We start from the raw sequence: 16,635 nt of genomic DNA, 5'->3' as shown, positions 1-16,635 counted from the left end.
CTGATCAGCCCTCCAAGCCTCTTCCAAACTGGCGTGAGGCGAACCGAGAGCGCTCAAGTGCTGCTCGATAGTCGTCAGCGCATAGACGTGGGAATTGTGGGATGCTCGGGAATGAGAGCCACCGTCCGCCAACCAGTCCCGATATGCCTGCTCTCTCACTCACCCTCCACTGGTACCATCGTCGCCAGCTTCTTCTGAAGCCAACTTCCCTAAGTCTGTAAGCTTGTCTGCCCTAAGGAGGTGCACAGTCCAACTGAGAACCTCATACCGGCGATGTTACGGGCGCGAGCAATCGACTTCGGGTCACCAGCGCCCTAGCCATTGTCTCTATTCGGTCGGCCCACGCCAGTTTCCGCAACCAAGGCTCAGGGATAGCGGCGGCTCCGTAAAGCGCGCCAGCCAGCTGGCCCGTGACAGCGGCGGTTGTATCGGCGTCATCACCGAGGTTTGCCGCGAGCAGGACCGCTTCCTTGAAGCTGCTCGTACGGCCAATACACCAAAGCGCCGCCTCTAGAGTGTGGACCACGTAGCCCGACGATTTAATCGCGTTCCTGGGCTTACCGCGCCACGAGCCTGCGAGCACCTCCGCAACCTCAGGGTGCCCGTCAGCACTCCGAGGCATCAGGACTTCAGTTCGAGTTGCGCCATTGATCGCGTCGTGGAGAAGTACGGAGAAGTGCTTGCACGCCGAAAGGCAAGCTGGCGCCCCGTGAGTGGTTGCACTTTGGCGTTCGGCGAGCGCTGCTCGCTCGCGAATGGAGAGTTGAAGGCCAAGAATCGCAACGGGGGCTAGGCGCATTAGGGAGCCGTTTCCAGCAGAGTGCGGGTGATTAGAGCCCGCGATCGGCTCCCCTGCTTCTTCGAAGTGAGACAAAGCTGAAGCTGTTGTGCTGCCAATATCGAAGCAGGTGCCGGTGCAGCTATATCTGCCCCGCCTCCACCAGCTTACAAACCTATTCATCAGATCAAGCTCGTCGAGGCCATTCTTTGCGAGCAGGCTATTCGCCAACGCAAGCGCCATGGCAGTGTCGTCGGTCCACTCGCCGGCAGTGAGTTGGAAGGGACCTCCCCCAACCATGTCTTCAAGCGGTGATCCGCTGTCGCGCCGCTGAAACTCCAGCGTCGTACCTACCGCATCGCCGACGGCGAGCCCGAGCAAGGCTCCCACCGCGCGATCTTCTAACGAAAACCAGATCTCAGATGATTGAGCCTCTAAGATCTTCTCTGATTTGAGGACGTGTTCCTCTTGCGCCGATGTCTCTATGGCGCCTGGCCTAACCCTTCGAACTTCTAAGATTGCGTCATCCGGCCGCCACCCGAGTTCGACTAGGAGCCGGGCGGCTACCGTCCCTGCGCGCCCAAGTCCGCCCTTGCAGTGGACAAGCACATCAAAGCCGCTCCGGATGAGGTGGCGGATGCCCTCGCCGTGCACCTGCCAGATCCGCTCGAAGCTGGCCGACGGTGCGGTGACATCCGGGATTGGCAAGTGAAACCACGTCATGTGCCGGGCCCGCACCTCGGCGCCGAGCTTCTCAACACCGAGCGAAGTGAGCTCATGATCCTCGACCAGCGTCAGAACGGCTGCTGCACCCCAGCTCGCAATCGCGTCGACGTCGATCGATAAATCGCGATCCCACCTCCCGCTGAAAGCTGAGACCTGCCGCTTTCCCGGGCAGAAGGTGATTCCCACACGGCCAAGCCCCGGCCCGGCTGAAATCTCAGCAATCTGTAGCGGGTGTGAGACGCTCGTCTTGATGGCCATAATCCTTCACACTGAACTCAAGCCTACGGTGGTGTGGGCTCAGATTGTTTCAGGAGCTACAATAGCCTACGCAGGTGACAGAAGCTGTCATGGGGGACGATAGCTGTGTCATTTTCCAAAGCCACTGATCTTCTGAGACTGGCGATGATGGCGAGCGGCAGGCGAGGAGTCTGCCTGGCGGAAATCGAAGCTGAATTCGGCTGTGTGCGGAGGACGGCACAGCGGATGATCGAAGCGCTACAGCAAGCTTTCCCGACGACAGATCATTACATTGGCGACGATCAGCGGCATTATTGGCGGCTGCCCGCCCGTTCTATCGCAGCACTCCTCAGCCCCACGGCGGAGGAACTTGCGGCAACGTCCACGGCGATCACGGAACTAGAACTGCTTGGTCTCGTGAGTGAGGCCGCACGTCTCAGGACACTTAATCAAAAGATACGAGCACTCTTGCCTGAAGGCTCTGGTGCACGGCTAGCTGTCGACGAAGAGGCCCTGCTCGAAGCACTTGGGTACGCCGCGAGACCCGGTCCTCGTCCTGTCCTGAACCCTGAGGTAGATGAAGCAGTATCGACCTGCCTCAAAGGTCCATTCCACCTTCGAATCGCCTATAAAAGCAGAGCTGACGAGGAGGCAGTAGAGCGCGTGGTAGCCCCCTACGGATTGCTGCTCGGCGCGCGCCGCTACTTGGTCGCGGAGGACACAGCGAAGAAGGACGGACGCCTCAGGCACTATCGGGTTGAGGACATCATCTCCGCAGAGCAGCTTGCTACCAGCTTCGAGATTCCAGAGAGCTTCAAGCTGGCCAGCTACGCACAACGGGCGTTTGGCTCGTATCACAGCGACGATGAGTTCGGTGAGGTGGTCTGGCGCTTCACTCCCCATGCGGCAGAGCACGCCAAGAGGTACCTCTTCCATCCCAGCCAGGTGACGGAGGACCAGAGCGATGGCTCGTTGATCGTCCGCTTCAAAGCTTCGGGGCACCTTGAGATGTGCTGGCACCTTTACTCATGGGGCAACTGCGTTGAAGTTGTCGCCCCTCAGAGTTTGGCAAAGATGGTCATAGACCATCGCCGCAGCGACTTCCCGGGCCTTCCCTGACTCTTGGCAGCAGCCCGGTACGATTAAGGGTCGCAGAGAACGGCAACATGGATGCACCGCCCGTTCTTCACGAGAGCTGCTCCGGTTAAGCCATCAGCCTCAAGCCGAAGAGTTTCCCCCTCTCCCGGTGCCGGAAAAGCCATCACAGGCGTGCTGAGGAGAGCCTTCAGCGTCTTCAGAGCGTCGGCTGTGGAAGGCGGCGCGGCTAGTGTTTCTGCCCCAATGGTCTCCATTAGGTAGCTTCTTGAGAGCTTTCGGCCCAGTGAATGAAAGAGACTGGGAGAGCCGAATAGGTCCGCCCCCACGATCCTCTTGCCCACTCCGTATGCCGCCCCCGTTTGTCCAGCTTGCGGTTCAAACTCAATCGCGGGCGGCTCAAGCTCGGCTCGACGCTCCATGTAATAGTCTGCCTCTGCGTAGGTGCTGCTGCGGGATCCGCGTTCAGCAAATTTCTCATCGATGTCCGCCCAGACACGACCTTGATCTGAGCTGTAAGCTCTTGCGGTTGCGAGGCTCTGACCAACGGAGCGCATCTTGCTGGCTCGTCCCTTCGCGAAATGAACATGCTCTGCGGCCATTGCTCGCGAACTCTGGACGTCCCAGCGGCCCCGTTCGAGACACGACACAGGCACGACGGTGCTGCTCTTGGCAGGCAGGAGCATCGAGAGGTTGAAGGTTCTATTCTGCTTGAGACCAACCACCTGCTCACCGTCGAGCAGGAAGAGACTGCGATCCGCGGCATTCCTAACCAACAGCTCGGGGACGAAGCCGTCGTCCGAGATTTCGGTAATCTCAACCGCACCTTCATTCAGCGCTTCATCGAGAACCATCAGGTCGTCTGAGAACACCGTCTGGCCAAAGATCGGAAACATGAAGACAGCGCCAGCTGTGAGCGGCGTGCCAAGTTCGACTTGGTCCAGGAGCTTCGTGATCGCGTACATAGGCATCTCCAGTCAGAGAGACTGAATACCCTGAAGCAGCGACAAAAGCGGTCATCCCGACCATGCGCAGAGCCGCCAGAATTGATTGCAGCTTGGGAGAAGGGCAGCATGCGCGCTCCGGTCCTGCACTGCCTGATCAACAATCTGTCATCCGTTTCCGAACGTAATGGCGGGCCCTTAACCTGTCAGCCGCTCCGGGCAGTTTAGCCTCATCAATACGTGGAAGAGTCTCGGGTCCCACTAACTCAGCGCTTCGACAGCCTCTCAATGCGGGCGGCCGCCCGAATGATGGCGTGAGGGCTGACTGACCCGATTGATCCATCATCTCTCGCCCGCTCCAAGTATGGCCTCAGATAGATCGGGGCACCGGTTATCAGATTGGCTCGAGAGGCGATGAGCCAAGCTACTAGCTCAGCTTCGATCTCGCGGGCGCTCTGCCCCAAAGAGGAGCGGTCCGGCCATCCATGGTCGTCATCAGCCCTACCTGAGGGCAAGAATGCGCCAAGGTGGCCACAGAAGATGTGCCCGAGTTCATGCGCAAGTGTCGTGAACTGCTCGGCTGCGGTCATCCGGCGGTTGAGCTTGATACGATAGAGTAAGTCATGCGCCGGGTACGGCGTCGTTTCGAAGTTACCATGTGCAATCTGGCCGGTAGGTAGCGTCCCAGAGGCTAAGTCCTGCACATCAGTTAGCAAAGGTCTGGCGGCCGCAGCAGTACCGGCGAGGTGCGCGCCGTAGCTGCCTTGCACGACATCGATACGGAGTGCTTTACCCTTGGGTTTAAGATTACGCACGAGCCTATTCATTCGCTCGACATCGAACGGCCCCTCTGCACCCAACATGTGACTTCGGGGATCCCGAACTTGCGGTGGCGCTGTGTCAGACAGCTCGTAAACGAGCTCGATTGGTCCAAAAGTACGCAGAATAACGATGGGAACGGCATCGGGCATTATGGTCTGACCTACGCCCATCCACTCGTCGCGCGTTGCGACTGCCGCGGCGCCGGGGCGCTGAATATAAACCATGTAGAGATTGTAAGCCGCGAGTTTCCGGAAACGGTTAGCGAAGTCCACGAACTGCTGCAGGCTATCGAGAGTGGGCGTCGTTAGCGCCTGGTCCATCAATTGCTGCACATCAGCACGCGTGGGCTCAGCCAGTTCAGCCTTCTGGGATTCATCGGGAGCGGCGGGAGGCACTTCAGTCCGCCGTCGGCGTGCCGTCCCGGGTCGGAATAGGTAGCTATACCGCTGCGAGACCAATGCTCCTTTCGCGGGATCGGCTGCGCGGATCTTCTCCCCTACCCACCGCCAGAAGAAGTTTGAGAGACTCAAATTCAAACTCGCTTTCGAAATCAGCGTGGACTTGTCCACTCACACGATGCCGACCTGCCGAGCTTGCCGCTAGTAGCTTTCTCACGTCCCGATGCCGTGAGTTACAGCGGTCGGCTACCCAGCATGATTTCCAATCTTCAGCATGCTCTATCGCGTCGAGTAGGACCAAGCCCCTCATTTGGTGAGCACCACCAATCCCCAACGCATAATCCTGATTAAGGAGAGATTATAATCATGATTATTTGACTCGGCTAGGAGGCTCGGATATACACGCGATTATGGTACGCCGAGAGGAATCGGGAATGGTCACGGTTCACGACAGCAAGAAGCAGTCCCAAACAACGGTTAGCCAGCCGTCGGACGAACCGCCGGACTCCTTATTGATCTTTACTGAAGACCCCGCCCGCGATTTGCTGGACGCAAATAATAGCGCTGCCTGGCGGCTTAATCTCTCACGTGCGAGCAAAGCTAAGTACATCATTTTGGCGCGGAAGGACAAAAACAAGGGTGAGGGTCACCGCGCAGCCTTCTTGATCGCCAAGATCAAAGACATCGTCGCTCGAAGGGACGAGACAACTGGCGAAACAGGAAAGTGGGCGATCCTGTTTGATCAGGCGGCTGCAATCGACATTCCGAATGCCTTCAAGCCATCGCAGCAGCCAATCCGCTACCTGTCTGCTCGTAAATTGCTCGGGTTCGACCCAGAGGAGTGCGATTTCAAGCCGGTGCCGAAGAAGAAGATCGACTGGTCCTATTCGCGCCGGGTTGAAAATGAACCACGCAGTGGCGCACGTAAACTGACCGTTGCCGAGGCAAAAGAAGGCTTGGCTGCTCAATTCGGCTGCTCGCCGTCCGCGATTGAAATTTCGATTAAGGTCTAAAGCTCGCAACACCAACGAGACGCGCTCGCCCGTGCCTAGCGGGAGTGATGACGCGTGCCCGCTCCGAAAGGAAAAAAGCATGATGAACTCACTAGCCCTGAGCACTCTTCGACACATTCAGATCGCGACTGAGTCCCGCGACCGGGCAGCTCCCTTCCGCACGTTTTTCGACAACCTGCACGCCTATCGCTCAGGAAGTCCGTTCCTGCGGCGCTCCGGTAGGCCCGTTTGGCTATCAGGACCGTGCCCAAGGCGAGATCGAGACATTCTCGTCTCTGCTCACTTTATCTCCGTGGAAGCGGCTCGCGTTCTGGCCGGATTGTCAGATCAGGAGCTGGCCATGGATCATGCTGTGCCGGTTAAGGTACTTCGAGAACTGCTGTTAAACGCTAGCAAGCCGACACTCGAAATCATCGACAGCTACATGCGAAGTTTATACCGCTTGGGCGCAATCACCCGCTCCGAAGACGGTCGTTTGAATGACGCTGGGCTGCGCTCGCGAATGCCCGAGGGTTGGACGGCGCAGTGCAGCCCGTACGCCCGCTACGAGGCCGCTGGCATAACTGCTCAGCAGCTACGGAGCGACAAGTGACAGCTGACCACACCCGCTGGCTCCGGGACACCTCGTTGCGGTCGGGTCCGACAATGATGGAGGTACTAATCGAGCCCTCCGAAGACGGTGCGGATGATATCTCACGCTTACTCGGCACCGCCGCATTCAACGGCCTGTGCAGGACTATCACAGCGTTGGCAGATCGTGGGCTGCTGTGCGCTGACGAACTGCGGGGCATCGAAGACGCAATGACAACGCCGCTGGACGATCCTGAATGGAGAGATGACGACTTTATCGCTGCAGTCCGCGATACCGTCTTAGAAGTTACAGCGAGTTCCATGAGACGCACCCCACACCGGTGATCTCGACCTCTTCGGTCGCTACGACCATCCACCCAGGCGTTCTTCGGTCGGAGCTTCCGTGCAGAGTTTAGGTGGTTAGATTCTCAGAGAGAAGGAAAGCCCTGAGCTTCTTCGCCTCGCCGCTTAGCCACTCCAGCATGGCGCGCGCTCGGTCATCTGCATCCCCGCCGAAGCTGTGAAGAGGCCGGAGTACGAGGAAGTCACTACTAGGCCTAAGCCAATCTTGCCCCGGAACGCCCTTGATGTCCTCGAAAACATCATCGTCATTGTCGGCGAAAAGAAGAAATACATGCGGGCCGCGAGCTTCGTACCCATTCAAGTCATCTTTGTCCCAGCCGGTGCCGATCTCCGGGTACCATATACCAGTTGAGAGGAAGGAACCCGTGCTCCCCGTCCGCGACGTCCTATTTACGTAGCGCGAAGCCTCGTAGCGGCCGTACTCGTGTTCGGGGTCGACGGACATGCCCGACTGGTTTGACGAGTTTGCGGCGTGAGCGACCTGCCTCCACATCTGGGTGACTAGGTTCTCCAGTGGAGGACCGAACCTGAGGAAGAGCTCGAGAGCGGCAAAGTCCGAGGTTTTTGGAAATTCGTTTGCCATGTCATTGCATTCCAGATGCTCAAGGAGAGAAAGCGATAGTTTATGGCTGAAAGAGTTGCTCCCGCTTCCCTGCGTGATTTCAATAAGAAAGCGGGTCAGCTCGCCCCAGCTATCAACTTGTCGGTGCACGCCGAAGTAAACGTTTTCTCCTTCTGAGATGGTGAAGTCGGCAGGCGGCGCCGTGATGTGGGTCAGGAAGACGAGAGAATGCCGAAGGCCTTTCGCCCGTTCCTGCGTGCTTAGCCATTCGGCGTATCGATGTAGCTGATGAACCACGCGACCGGAGGCGTCGCTTGCTTGATCTACGGTGTGCGCCACCTTGTTTTCGAAGAGGATCAGTGGATCATCACCAACGTAAATCACTAGGTCTGGCCGGCCAAAATGATCGGCACTAACCTGCGTTCGAACCGTGATGTCTGCACCATCCAACACAGCGGTTAGGTCAAGCGCACTGTGCCCTGAAAGACGCTCAATGAGCGCCAACCATTCCTCGTTCGACAGCGAACGAAACACAACGGCGATGCACTCCGTGAGCCAGTCCTCCAGACAGCTCTTTTCACCGTCACGAGAACACAACTTGTAGAGTTGGCTAAAGAGATCGGTCATTGAACCTATCCAATTACCCATCTCTCGCCATCGGAAAGCCTCTTCAGTCCTCGGAAGTACGCGGAAGACTCATTCCAAGCCAAGCCATGAACAGGGACTAACGCGGCGGGACGGATCGCTCTTGCAAATTGTGAGAGATCAGCGGGGCTAGCGTGTCCCGAAGTGTGCAGCTTCAGAGTTCTGGCGCCTGCGGCATTTGCTTGAGCCCACCCGCTCTTCGGATTGTCGGGATCAAGATACCCGGTCCAATTCGAGAACGCGTAGGCGTCACGAGATGTGAACCCGAGCCCTCCCTGTGCGAAGTCCTCTAACATAGAGTCCCGGAGCATGATGATGGCCCGCCCGTTCCTAAGACGGGCCCTCGACGTAGCGAACTCGCTTTCTGCTGATTGCGTCACGAACTCATGCCGTCCCTGACGAGCATAGAGCCGTTTGCCACCCGGCGTGATGACCACTTTGAGCTCTGGAAAGTTCGGCCCTGGAGCTGGAAGAGCTGTCCCCTCTGCAATCCTCTGCAGCACGTCCGCTCCATACAGGTCGACTACGAACTGGCGTCCGGTTCTTCTTGCAGCGCGGAACAGCGTCACAGTCCTGTCGACGTTCTGAGCGGACCAGGAAACAAAGACGTGCCTTGGCGTTTCCCTCGCGAGCTCTACGAACGCGTCCTCCAGATCGCTTTCCGAGATCACCGGCTTGTCTGTGCCGAGGTTAGTGCCCTCCATGATCAGCACATCGATCCGACGTGGCGGCGCCGCAATCATGTCTTCAACTAAGCGGGCCTTACGGCCATGTGCTCGAAAGTCACCGGTATAGAGAACCCGCCGTCCCCACCCTTCGATCAGCAGCATGTAGGCGTCGGGGGCCGAGTGATCTGTCAGGTATGGCGTGACCTGAAATCCTCCGATCTGGAATGGCCCTGAGCGACTGTTCCAAGTCTTGAATGGACGCTCTATGCCGCCTCCGAAGAGTTCGGCTGAGAGCCGCATCAGCTCTGCTGCCTTCTCGCCACTCCAGATCGGCCAATTCGCCGGGAGTTCATCGATCAGGCCCCAATGATCCATATGCGAGTGACTGAAGATAACAGTCGCAGGCCTATGCAGATCGAGCGTGGTCGGCAGGAGGCCAGTCGCTTGCCTGTCAGCATCAAGCGGGCGCCCTGCATCTAGGATCAGTCGCTCACCCGTCGGTCCTTCAAGCTCAATGCAGGAGCCCCCGATCGCCTGAGTGCCGCGATGGACTGTGAGGGCCAGGCTCAAGCCTAAGCTCCGAGCCCGCCGAGACGTGGCAGGGCAAGAACCATCTCGTCTGGGCCGACTTGGTGCAACTGCAACCCTGCTTTTTCAAGCTTTTCGCGATGACCATTCTTCTCGAATGATTTGGCGCATTGACGCATACGCTCGCTCGCGATCCCCTCGGTCGAGCCCCGGGGCCAGTAATTGCCGATCACAATGCCTGGCTGGAGACTGAGCTTGGGAGCTTTGCTGTTCGCAAGCATCGTCCAGAGACGAGAGCATTCCGCGTCGGCCGAGTGTCCGGCAAGCTCGAGAAGCTCTGTAAGAACCGATGCAGCCTGCCGGTAAGCGTCTCGCACCTCGGTCGCGCGCGTCTCTGACCGCATCCAGTCTACATAGCGCGCAATCTGACCGATAACTTTGGGATCTGCATTGCCCTTCGCTCGAAGCTCGCCGTTGTTAGCGCACTTGGCCTCCCAGAAGGCGATTGCTGGTTCTGAACCGCTGGCCGGCTCGATGAGCACCAAGTCCATGCGCGGCGCCACTCGTTCGCTGCCAAGCTCATCACTCGCTGGCAGGCCCATCTCAAGGTCGAGCACTCCGGCATTCGCCGCGACAAGGTCGTCCACAAAGCGCTTCTCAGCGGACGCATAGGTTTCAGCAGTCTTGATCCAGCCGGGCACAAGAAGAGCAGTTTCTGGCTTCCTCAGGTCTGCGGATCCAAACTCTATGTAGCTTTGAGTTGCGTTGCCGGCTGCGATCTCTGAACCACGCTCGTGGCCTTCAACATACTTGCTGTGAACCGAGATGCTGGGGCCACCCGCTCTGCACGTTAGCTTGGCTGCGGACTGGCCCTTCACATAGAAGTTCAGGTAGCCGCTCCTCACGGCAACCCTCAGGCAAGCCTCGCCCGTCGTCGCTGAACCAGGAAGAGCCCACTGCTTCAGGAGCGCATGCACAGCGCTGCCGGGGTGTTCAGCGCACCACCTCTTGAGGGCTACCGTTTCAAATGAACGCTTGAAGCTCGGCATTGATATTCCTTCCCCTCTGCGAGCAGATCGTGGCCTTCTCCGTCGAAGCCAAGTCGCTACGAGATTTGAGCTGGTTAGTTGTGCGGGCGCTACGCTGCAGAGCGAATTGCACGAAGGCCTTCATCATAGACTTGATCGAAGACCCGCTCGAGTGCCGGGTTCACCCCGCGAAGGCCACTAACTACGTCCCGCGCCCAATTGAAGTAAGCGATGCGCCTCTCGTCTGACCAGCTGGCTGGAGGAGATGACGCAATGTCACGAAGGTTGCTGATCTTATCGGCAAGCTTCACGAGCTTGGCAGCATCCGATTTCGACGCTGCCTTGGCGACTTGAAGTCGCTTGCGCTCCTCCTTGGGAAGCGACTTGTCGTCCGTCACCTCGGCCACAACGGAGGCTACTACACTACCAAATTCCACCTCTAGCTCTTGAAGGCTGGTTTCGGTGTCCTCGACGGTATCGTGCAGAAGCGCGGCGACCAGCACCGTGGAGTCCGTGACTGACCCTTCCGAGCAAAGGATTTCGGCAAGCGCGAGTGGATGGTTTATGTACGGGGAGGCATCTGCATCCTTCCGTCGCTGCGTCCGGTGCTTACGGGCGGCGAACGACGCTGCTTTGATAATGCTCTCCAACTCATCCTGGGGGCTAGGCTGCATCTGCAACTCTCCTTTACGCTGTGGGACTTGGGAGCGCAGGCTCCAGGCTAACTTTCATGAGCCTGTCCCCGCCGCGCTGGATTACGACCTTGTCACCCTCCTGAGCGCCAGATCTCTTAAAGAAATCACGGACCGGCTGACGTGCACGGAAGATCATCTTTGCTCCGTCCACATCCGTTTCGATTGTCTGCCCGGGACTGAACACTACGGTGAAGGGTACGCCCGGGTCGCTCGAGTTTCGCCCACCAACGCCCCCTTCAGGGATCAGCGTCGAGCATGAGCGAAGATAGAAGTGGTTGTTCCTAATGTTTCCGCCCGTAAGCGGTACGCGGCACACGTTTTCAGGCACTCAGAGATTCTCCTTTGTGGTTGCGGTTGTTGGATTGCTGAACTCAGTTGCGACGCGCGCGGAGCTGCTTTTCTCGGCGCGAAGCCAAGCCAAAGTGTTGACGAGCCTGAGGTGCTCAACTGTTTTGGCGTCAAGCTCGACGAGCCTTGGATTGGCGAGCACTAGAGCCAGGGTCCGGGCCCGACTGATGGCCACGTTCAGTCGGTTTTTCGAATAGAAGAAGTCGACGTGGCGAGGCAGGTCATCTGGACACGATGTCGTCATGGAGACGATCACCACTTCCGCTTCCTGACCCTGAAACTTGTCCACCGTCCCCACTCGAGCGGTTTCAGGCAAAACCGACTTCAGTAGATTCACCTGCATATTGTAGGGAGCGACGACGAGAATGTTCGCGGGCCCCACAGGGTGCTCACTTCCATCACGGTCCACGAAGCGTTGATTAAGCAAGCTTGTGTAGATCGCCCGCACTTGCTCAGCCTCGGCCTCACTGCGTTGACTGCAGCCGTTGTGATCGACCTCAACCATTCGCACTCCACACGGTTGAAGGTGGCCGTGACAGTCTTCGGTCAGGATGAGTTGCTGCCGCGCATTGTCGCGGTGCGACTGCAACCGACCATCGTACACGACGTCGGAGATGAACTCGCAGATGTCGGGATGCATTCGCCAGCTGGTATCCAGCAAAATCCCACGGTCGGGTGCGATCGTCGCTTGCCCTTCCAATAGGTAATCGAGGACCGAGAGCCCGCTTTCGCCAGGGTGACTCCCTTGGATTGGCTGCCCCAGCTGCATCTGATCACCCACCAGGATGATGTTCCTGGCAGCGGCTCCCATGGCGAGCAGGTGACCCAAGGAGACCTGCCCTGCCTCGTCGACAAACAGGTAATCGACTGTTTGATCAAATGACTCATCGGCGAACAGCCAGGCAGTTCCCGCGACGAGATCACCCCCTCGAGAAGTTACATCCTCGTTCGAGAACTCATCTACGATGTAGTCCCCGTTGAAGTGGGTACCGGGTTCAGCGCGCGTGGACTTCTTCACCCCCGAGAAATCAACGCCTTCAGCTTTGGCGACCTCCTCAATCTTTCCGAGAAGGTTGTTGATGGCTTTGTGAGAGTTAGAGGAGACACCTACCCGCTTACCCGAGGCGATCAGGCCAAGGATGACATGCGCGCTGGTGTGCGTCTTCCCGCAACCCGGCGGCCCTTGAATGAACAGCATAGTGTTGTTCATCGCCAGAGCACGAAGGGTTGCAGCCTCGATCAGGCTTTCCCCGGCCGCGACGAGCGGCAGTCCTCGTTCTCGCCCCAGCAAGGTGGGGGCATTCCGCTCTAGAAGATCCACAAGAGCCTGGTACTTGCTCCCCTCTCCTTCAGCGAAGGTCGCGGCCACCCTTCTGACGGCGGAGGCCAAGACTCCGGTGCTGAGCGGCCCACCAGGAATCAGGCTTGCTGCCAGCGGCAAGTCGGCGAGCTTGGGGCCCTTCTTCACCTCAACCAACTTCGCATCGGGATCGAGCGAGACGATTGTGCCGGCCTTCTCCAGCGTAGCCGCAATCAATACCGGGTCACCGACCTTGAGCTTCGTCTCCTGGTCAGGAAAACGGTAGCGATGGACCGTCGAGCGCTTTTCAGGCCGGATCCAATCCGGCCCGTCCGCAAGCAATCCTCCCAGGCACTCGCCGTCATCGATGAGCTCATCATCGGATCGATCTCGGCGATCGAACATCGCCCACCACTCTGGCTTGGACGCCCGCCGATGGAAGTCGATCAGGTGCGAGACCAGCTCGCGAGCACGGGGGGTCAGGCGGACGGCCTGCTCACGCACCGCCTTTCTCAACTCCGCGAGCTGCAGCTCCCGCTCGTCAGCTTCGGCGCGATCGCCTTTCTCCTGTGAGACATCTCCGATCCAAACGGCTTCAGCAGGCTTCAAGGTAAGGAGCCAATCTCGAAGGCCCTCGGTATTCTCACAATCAACGCGGTTGTACGCGAGGATGCCATCAAGGACCGCTTGATCCTTGCTGTCCCTCCAACGGTGGTATTGGACGATGGACTCGTCCGCCTTCTTCACCGCCTCTGCTCGCTCCTTCGCAAAGAAGATCTCGAGAGCTTTGAGGCTAAGCGAAGGCTCAGAGGTGCGGATCGCCTGGCGAGCTACCGTGTAGAGGTCGACGAACTTCTCGGCGCGCAGCAGGGCGTCAACGGCTTCCTCCCGCGAGGCGAAAGCGGTTGAGAGCCGACGGAGGACCGTCACTTCATATTGGGCGTAGTGATAGATGTGCGCGTGAGGGTGAGCCCGAAGGTGCTCCGTGAAGAAATCCACCACGCGCTCGAAGGCGACGCGTTCAGCCTCTCGGTCGTGCGCCCACTCAGCCTTGAAGACGGGCTTGCCATTCTCGCGGTAGTGGATGCCCCAAAGATACTCCAAGCCACCGGGGAAGAGTGGATCGCCTTCCAGGTCGAAGAAGAGGTCTGCAGGGTCAGATGACGGGAGGCGCGCGAAGCCGCGACCGGGCTCCAATTCCAGAACCTCCACACAAGGGTCGCCACTACGCCGGGCGACCTGAAGTTTCGCCTGGGCGCGAAGCCGCTCGAAAGTGTCAGGCGCAAGCTTTGGCACTCGCGTACCGGCAGGCGTAATCGCAAGATCAGCAACCGTGCCAATGCCAGCGCTGCGAAGCTTCTGGATCTGCCCTTTCGCTATTCCGGCCACTCGGCTGAGGTGATCGATTCTAACCCACTCATCACCGCAATAGTCACGCCAGCCGCAGAATACGCAAGTCGCGCAAGGCTCTCCAACTGAACCTTCGGCGCCGCTCTTGATAAAGCCGAGATATCGATCTTTGGCGGCGCTCAGCGTCTGCCGAAACTCAACTGCTCTGAAGCTCTCTTCCCGTCCATCGCCAAGGACGAGGTGCATCTCGCGAGGCGCAGAACCCAGCATGGGGCCCATCAGGTCTGCGTAGATCCCAAGCTGCAGCACGTGCTTGGGATCTGCGGTACGCGCCAGCTTGGTGTCGATCGGCTCATATGACCAAGGAGCGATGGATGAGGGTGTGTCGACCTTCCTCAAGAAGTCGGCGAACCCATGCCATGGCGGATCGAAGAACGTGGCTTGGTAGACGATATCAGCGCCTTCCCGCATAGCCTCCAAGGTGGCTGCCTGCCTCTCCTCCAGCGAGCCTTCGGACGATATCTCGGCTACTCTCAGCCCACTGCCCTTGAGCCTGGCGAGGTAATCCGCCTCGTGGGCGTGACCCGCATTCTGGATAAGAACCAGGCTCTCGCCGTCTTCAGCCTTGTCAGGGAGGCTCGCAGGATCGAGCAGCTTGCGAAGGTTGAGCGCAGCCGCATGCGAGCACCCTAAGAAGGCATTCAGATCAGAGGCTGAGTGCAGCAGCTGGTCGTTGTAGCGTCTCATTCCCCTAACCTACCCCCTGCAGGCGACAAAAGCGGTCACCGGAGCTTTCGAGAAGCGCAGCAAACCTGAATCAAGCTTTCTGCCACCGGCGAGGTCATCTCAGGCGGCAGTAGGAAGCAGGCAGAGAAGCGGGGCATTCTGCTCCTCCCGGGCAGCCTGCAGCCAGGTACGCCCACTGATCCTTTGGCGCTCGAGCTCGCCCAAAGTCAGGCAGGTCGCAGCGGCCGATTGTTCACGCTGGCGGATGGTAGTGACTGTGCTGCGGAACGCGTCTGCCTTAGCATCCAACTTCTCATTCCATGCCGGCGAGGCGGCATACTCGATCTCGTCGTTCATTGCCTGCAGGACTGCAGCACCAAGCTGCACCTCTCGTCCTAACTTGACCAGGGCCGAGGCACTCTCTTCGGCGGCCCGTCGAGCTACGACTTCGTCGCCAGACGCCAGGCGCGCCTGGATTCGGGTTGATGAGGCAAGGGCAAGTGCCTCCAGGAACGGATCCGCTCCTACGAAGTCTCCGTGCTCAAGCATTTCCTCGGCACGTCGCTGAAAGACATTCGACAACGCGTGGGTCTGCCGGGCAACTTCGCGCCAACATTCTTCCGGCTGCGATAGGAGCCACCCCTCGTCCATCTGCTCGACCGCCGTGCGAAGCGCACTGAAGTCATCGAGGATCTTGTCGCGCCTAAGCGTCTCAATGCTGCGAGCGAGTGCCTCCAACTTGTCGCCGAGCGCCTCGACCCGCTGCTCCACTCTCGCGATCTTGGCCGCAATCACGGCAAAACCGGCGACGGAAACTCCAATCCCCGCAGCAGACAATGCGAGGTTCGCCACCTGCATGTTCTGAAGGACATCGACTGCAGCCTTGATTTGCTCGTTCTGCGCGTAACTGACGCCGTGCCCGACCATGTCCGCGGCAATGCTGGCGCCCTGGAGTGGCAGCATTGCAGGGGTGCTCAGTGCTTGAAGAGCGAAGTTCCCCAAGCCAGCCGTCTCCTGCAGATGCCCGACGATCCGGCCTTCAGAAAGCGAGCGAATGATGGACCCGTAAACCTTGAGATCTCCGTTTCTGACACCCGCCACCAGGTGCTCGGGTATCTGCCGGAGCAGTACATCGGACATGATGGAGCTCAGCATGACCTCTTCGCCCTCTCGGCCGTCTTGGCCAGAACGTCTCGAAGTTGCTCCAGCACTGCCGGGTGCTTTTCAGTACCGCGCAGCAAGATGCTGACGACGTGCTCACGGATCTTCTTCCTGAGCCGCGCCTCGGTCTTGTCCCAGAGCTTTCCCGCATTCAGAAGGCCCGTCGCAATGCCAATTCCAGCGATCGCGCCCCCGCCCACAACGACGGGCCAGCTTATGGCTGTGGTAGTCACGAGGCCAAAGACTGCGGTCGATGTGGTGACCGCCATTGCGGGCAGGGCCGCAGCGACGGCGACACCGCCAGCAAGCGGACCTGCAGCTACAGCAACATCCTGCCACCCGTCGTTAGCGTGCTGGTCTTGTCCCCCGCTCTGGGGCTCATACTGCCAAGTTGTCTGGTGTTCGACGATTTCGAGCAGAGCACCGTTGGCGCGTTTCAGGAAAGCTTCGATCACCGGTCTCGCCACGGCATTTACCGTCGGCGTCACCCGCTCCGCAATGAAGCCACCCGGCCTCAGAAGCCCGTCTTTCCAGCTAGCTTCTTTCAGATCCTCCTCGAAGCTCTCGAGAAGGTCACCAGCCACCCGGTTAAGAGTGGCCGCCGCGACGAGAGTGTACTCGTCACGCCACGCGTCGATCTCGTGATTACCGAACAGCTTCAGTAGACTGAACATTACG

Annotated in this window: 13 protein-coding genes; 3 read left to right on the top strand and 10 right to left on the bottom strand. The window is 58.9% G+C overall.

The features are described from left to right. Window positions 1–262: 262 nt before the first annotated feature. Window positions 263–1,762 (bottom strand): ADP-ribosylglycohydrolase family protein, encoded by a 1,500-nt coding sequence (locus tag GGQ97_RS07890; RefSeq protein ID WP_209022815.1) that lies wholly within the window; start codon window positions 1,760–1,762, stop codon window positions 263–265. Window positions 1,763–1,867: 105 nt separating this feature from the next. Between GGQ97_RS07890 and GGQ97_RS07885 the strand changes: the two genes are divergently transcribed. Further along, entirely contained in the window at window positions 1,868–2,860 is a 993-nt protein-coding gene (locus tag GGQ97_RS07885; RefSeq protein ID WP_168068536.1) for a WCX domain-containing protein, read from the top strand. 23 nt (window positions 2,861–2,883) lie between these two features. Here GGQ97_RS07885 and GGQ97_RS07880 read toward each other — a convergent pair whose 3' ends face one another. Both GGQ97_RS07880 and GGQ97_RS14645 read right to left on the bottom strand, forming a co-directional pair. Next, window positions 2,884–3,801: an ARPP-1 family domain-containing protein gene (locus GGQ97_RS07880; protein WP_168068534.1), complete on the bottom strand. Its 918-nt coding sequence runs from the start codon at window positions 3,799–3,801 to the stop codon at window positions 2,884–2,886. Window positions 3,802–4,046: 245 nt separating this feature from the next. Beyond that, window positions 4,047–5,171, bottom strand: a complete 1,125-nt coding sequence (locus tag GGQ97_RS14645; RefSeq protein ID WP_168068532.1) for an ImmA/IrrE family metallo-endopeptidase — start codon at window positions 5,169–5,171, stop codon at window positions 4,047–4,049. Between the two features lie 263 nt (window positions 5,172–5,434). Here GGQ97_RS14645 and GGQ97_RS07870 point away from each other — a divergent pair, with 263 nt between their 5' ends. Together GGQ97_RS07870 and GGQ97_RS07865 are read left to right on the top strand one after the other, a co-directional pair. Next, the gene (locus GGQ97_RS07870) at window positions 5,435–6,013 is read left to right on the top strand and encodes a hypothetical protein (protein WP_168068530.1); all 579 of its coding nucleotides are present in this window, start codon (window positions 5,435–5,437) and stop codon (window positions 6,011–6,013) included. A 340-nt stretch (window positions 6,014–6,353) separates the two neighbouring features. Continuing rightward, window positions 6,354–6,605 (top strand): hypothetical protein, encoded by a 252-nt coding sequence (locus GGQ97_RS07865; RefSeq protein ID WP_168068528.1) that lies wholly within the window; start codon window positions 6,354–6,356, stop codon window positions 6,603–6,605. Window positions 6,606–6,995: 390 nt separating this feature from the next. Here GGQ97_RS07865 and GGQ97_RS07860 read toward each other — a convergent pair whose 3' ends face one another. The 7 genes from GGQ97_RS07860 to GGQ97_RS07830 form a co-directional block, all read right to left on the bottom strand. Then, entirely contained in the window at window positions 6,996–8,135 is a 1,140-nt protein-coding gene (locus tag GGQ97_RS07860; RefSeq protein WP_168068526.1) for a PD-(D/E)XK nuclease family protein, read from the bottom strand. 5 nt (window positions 8,136–8,140) lie between these two features. After that, complete coding sequence (locus tag GGQ97_RS07855; RefSeq protein WP_168068524.1) at window positions 8,141–9,391, bottom strand: MBL fold metallo-hydrolase; 1,251 nt, start codon at window positions 9,389–9,391, stop codon at window positions 8,141–8,143. A 2-nt stretch (window positions 9,392–9,393) separates the two neighbouring features. Next, on the bottom strand, window positions 9,394–10,398 hold the full coding sequence (locus GGQ97_RS07850) for a hypothetical protein (RefSeq protein ID WP_168068522.1): 1,005 nt from the start codon (window positions 10,396–10,398) through the stop codon (window positions 9,394–9,396). Between the two features lie 89 nt (window positions 10,399–10,487). Then, on the bottom strand, window positions 10,488–11,051 hold the full coding sequence (locus tag GGQ97_RS07845) for an HD domain-containing protein (protein ID WP_209022814.1): 564 nt from the start codon (window positions 11,049–11,051) through the stop codon (window positions 10,488–10,490). 349 nt (window positions 11,052–11,400) lie between these two features. After that, a complete protein-coding gene (locus GGQ97_RS07840; RefSeq protein WP_168068520.1) occupies window positions 11,401–14,817 on the bottom strand; it encodes a TM0106 family RecB-like putative nuclease in 3,417 nt (1,138 codons plus the stop codon). Window positions 14,818–14,916: 99 nt separating this feature from the next. Then, window positions 14,917–15,951, bottom strand: coding sequence for a hypothetical protein (locus GGQ97_RS07835; RefSeq protein ID WP_168068518.1), 1,035 nt, complete (start codon window positions 15,949–15,951; stop codon window positions 14,917–14,919). Further along, entirely contained in the window at window positions 15,945–16,631 is a 687-nt protein-coding gene (locus GGQ97_RS07830) for a hypothetical protein (RefSeq protein ID WP_168068516.1), read from the bottom strand. Before GGQ97_RS07830 ends, GGQ97_RS07835 begins: the two co-directional genes overlap by 7 nt. Between the last annotated feature and the right edge of the window lie 4 nt (window positions 16,632–16,635).

Source organism: Sphingomonas kaistensis (assembly GCF_011927725.1).
In the GTDB taxonomy this organism is placed as follows: domain Bacteria; phylum Pseudomonadota; class Alphaproteobacteria; order Sphingomonadales; family Sphingomonadaceae; genus Sphingomicrobium; species Sphingomicrobium kaistense.
Note: the sequence above shows the minus strand (reverse complement) of the source record. Positions and strands in the feature narration are given on the sequence as shown.

What these genes read in the sequence shown, in the direction of transcription:
- GGQ97_RS07880 (WP_168068534.1), bottom strand. Translation starts at nt 3,801, where the DNA reads ATGTACGCGATCACGAAGCTCCTGGACCAAGTCGAACTTGGCACGCCG.
- GGQ97_RS07890 (WP_209022815.1), bottom strand. Translation starts at nt 1,762, where the DNA reads ATGGCCATCAAGACGAGCGTCTCACACCCGCTACAGATTGCTGAGATT.
- GGQ97_RS07830 (WP_168068516.1), bottom strand. Translation starts at nt 16,631, where the DNA reads ATGTTCAGTCTACTGAAGCTGTTCGGTAATCACGAGATCGACGCGTGG.
- GGQ97_RS07835 (WP_168068518.1), bottom strand. Translation starts at nt 15,951, where the DNA reads ATGCTGAGCTCCATCATGTCCGATGTACTGCTCCGGCAGATACCCGAG.
- GGQ97_RS07845 (WP_209022814.1), bottom strand. Translation starts at nt 11,051, where the DNA reads ATGCAGCCTAGCCCCCAGGATGAGTTGGAGAGCATTATCAAAGCAGCG.
- GGQ97_RS07865 (WP_168068528.1), top strand. Translation starts at nt 6,354, where the DNA reads ATGGATCATGCTGTGCCGGTTAAGGTACTTCGAGAACTGCTGTTAAAC.
- GGQ97_RS07850 (WP_168068522.1), bottom strand. Translation starts at nt 10,398, where the DNA reads ATGCCGAGCTTCAAGCGTTCATTTGAAACGGTAGCCCTCAAGAGGTGG.
- GGQ97_RS07860 (WP_168068526.1), bottom strand. Translation starts at nt 8,135, where the DNA reads ATGACCGATCTCTTTAGCCAACTCTACAAGTTGTGTTCTCGTGACGGT.
- GGQ97_RS07840 (WP_168068520.1), bottom strand. Translation starts at nt 14,817, where the DNA reads ATGAGACGCTACAACGACCAGCTGCTGCACTCAGCCTCTGATCTGAAT.
- GGQ97_RS07870 (WP_168068530.1), top strand. Translation starts at nt 5,435, where the DNA reads ATGGTCACGGTTCACGACAGCAAGAAGCAGTCCCAAACAACGGTTAGC.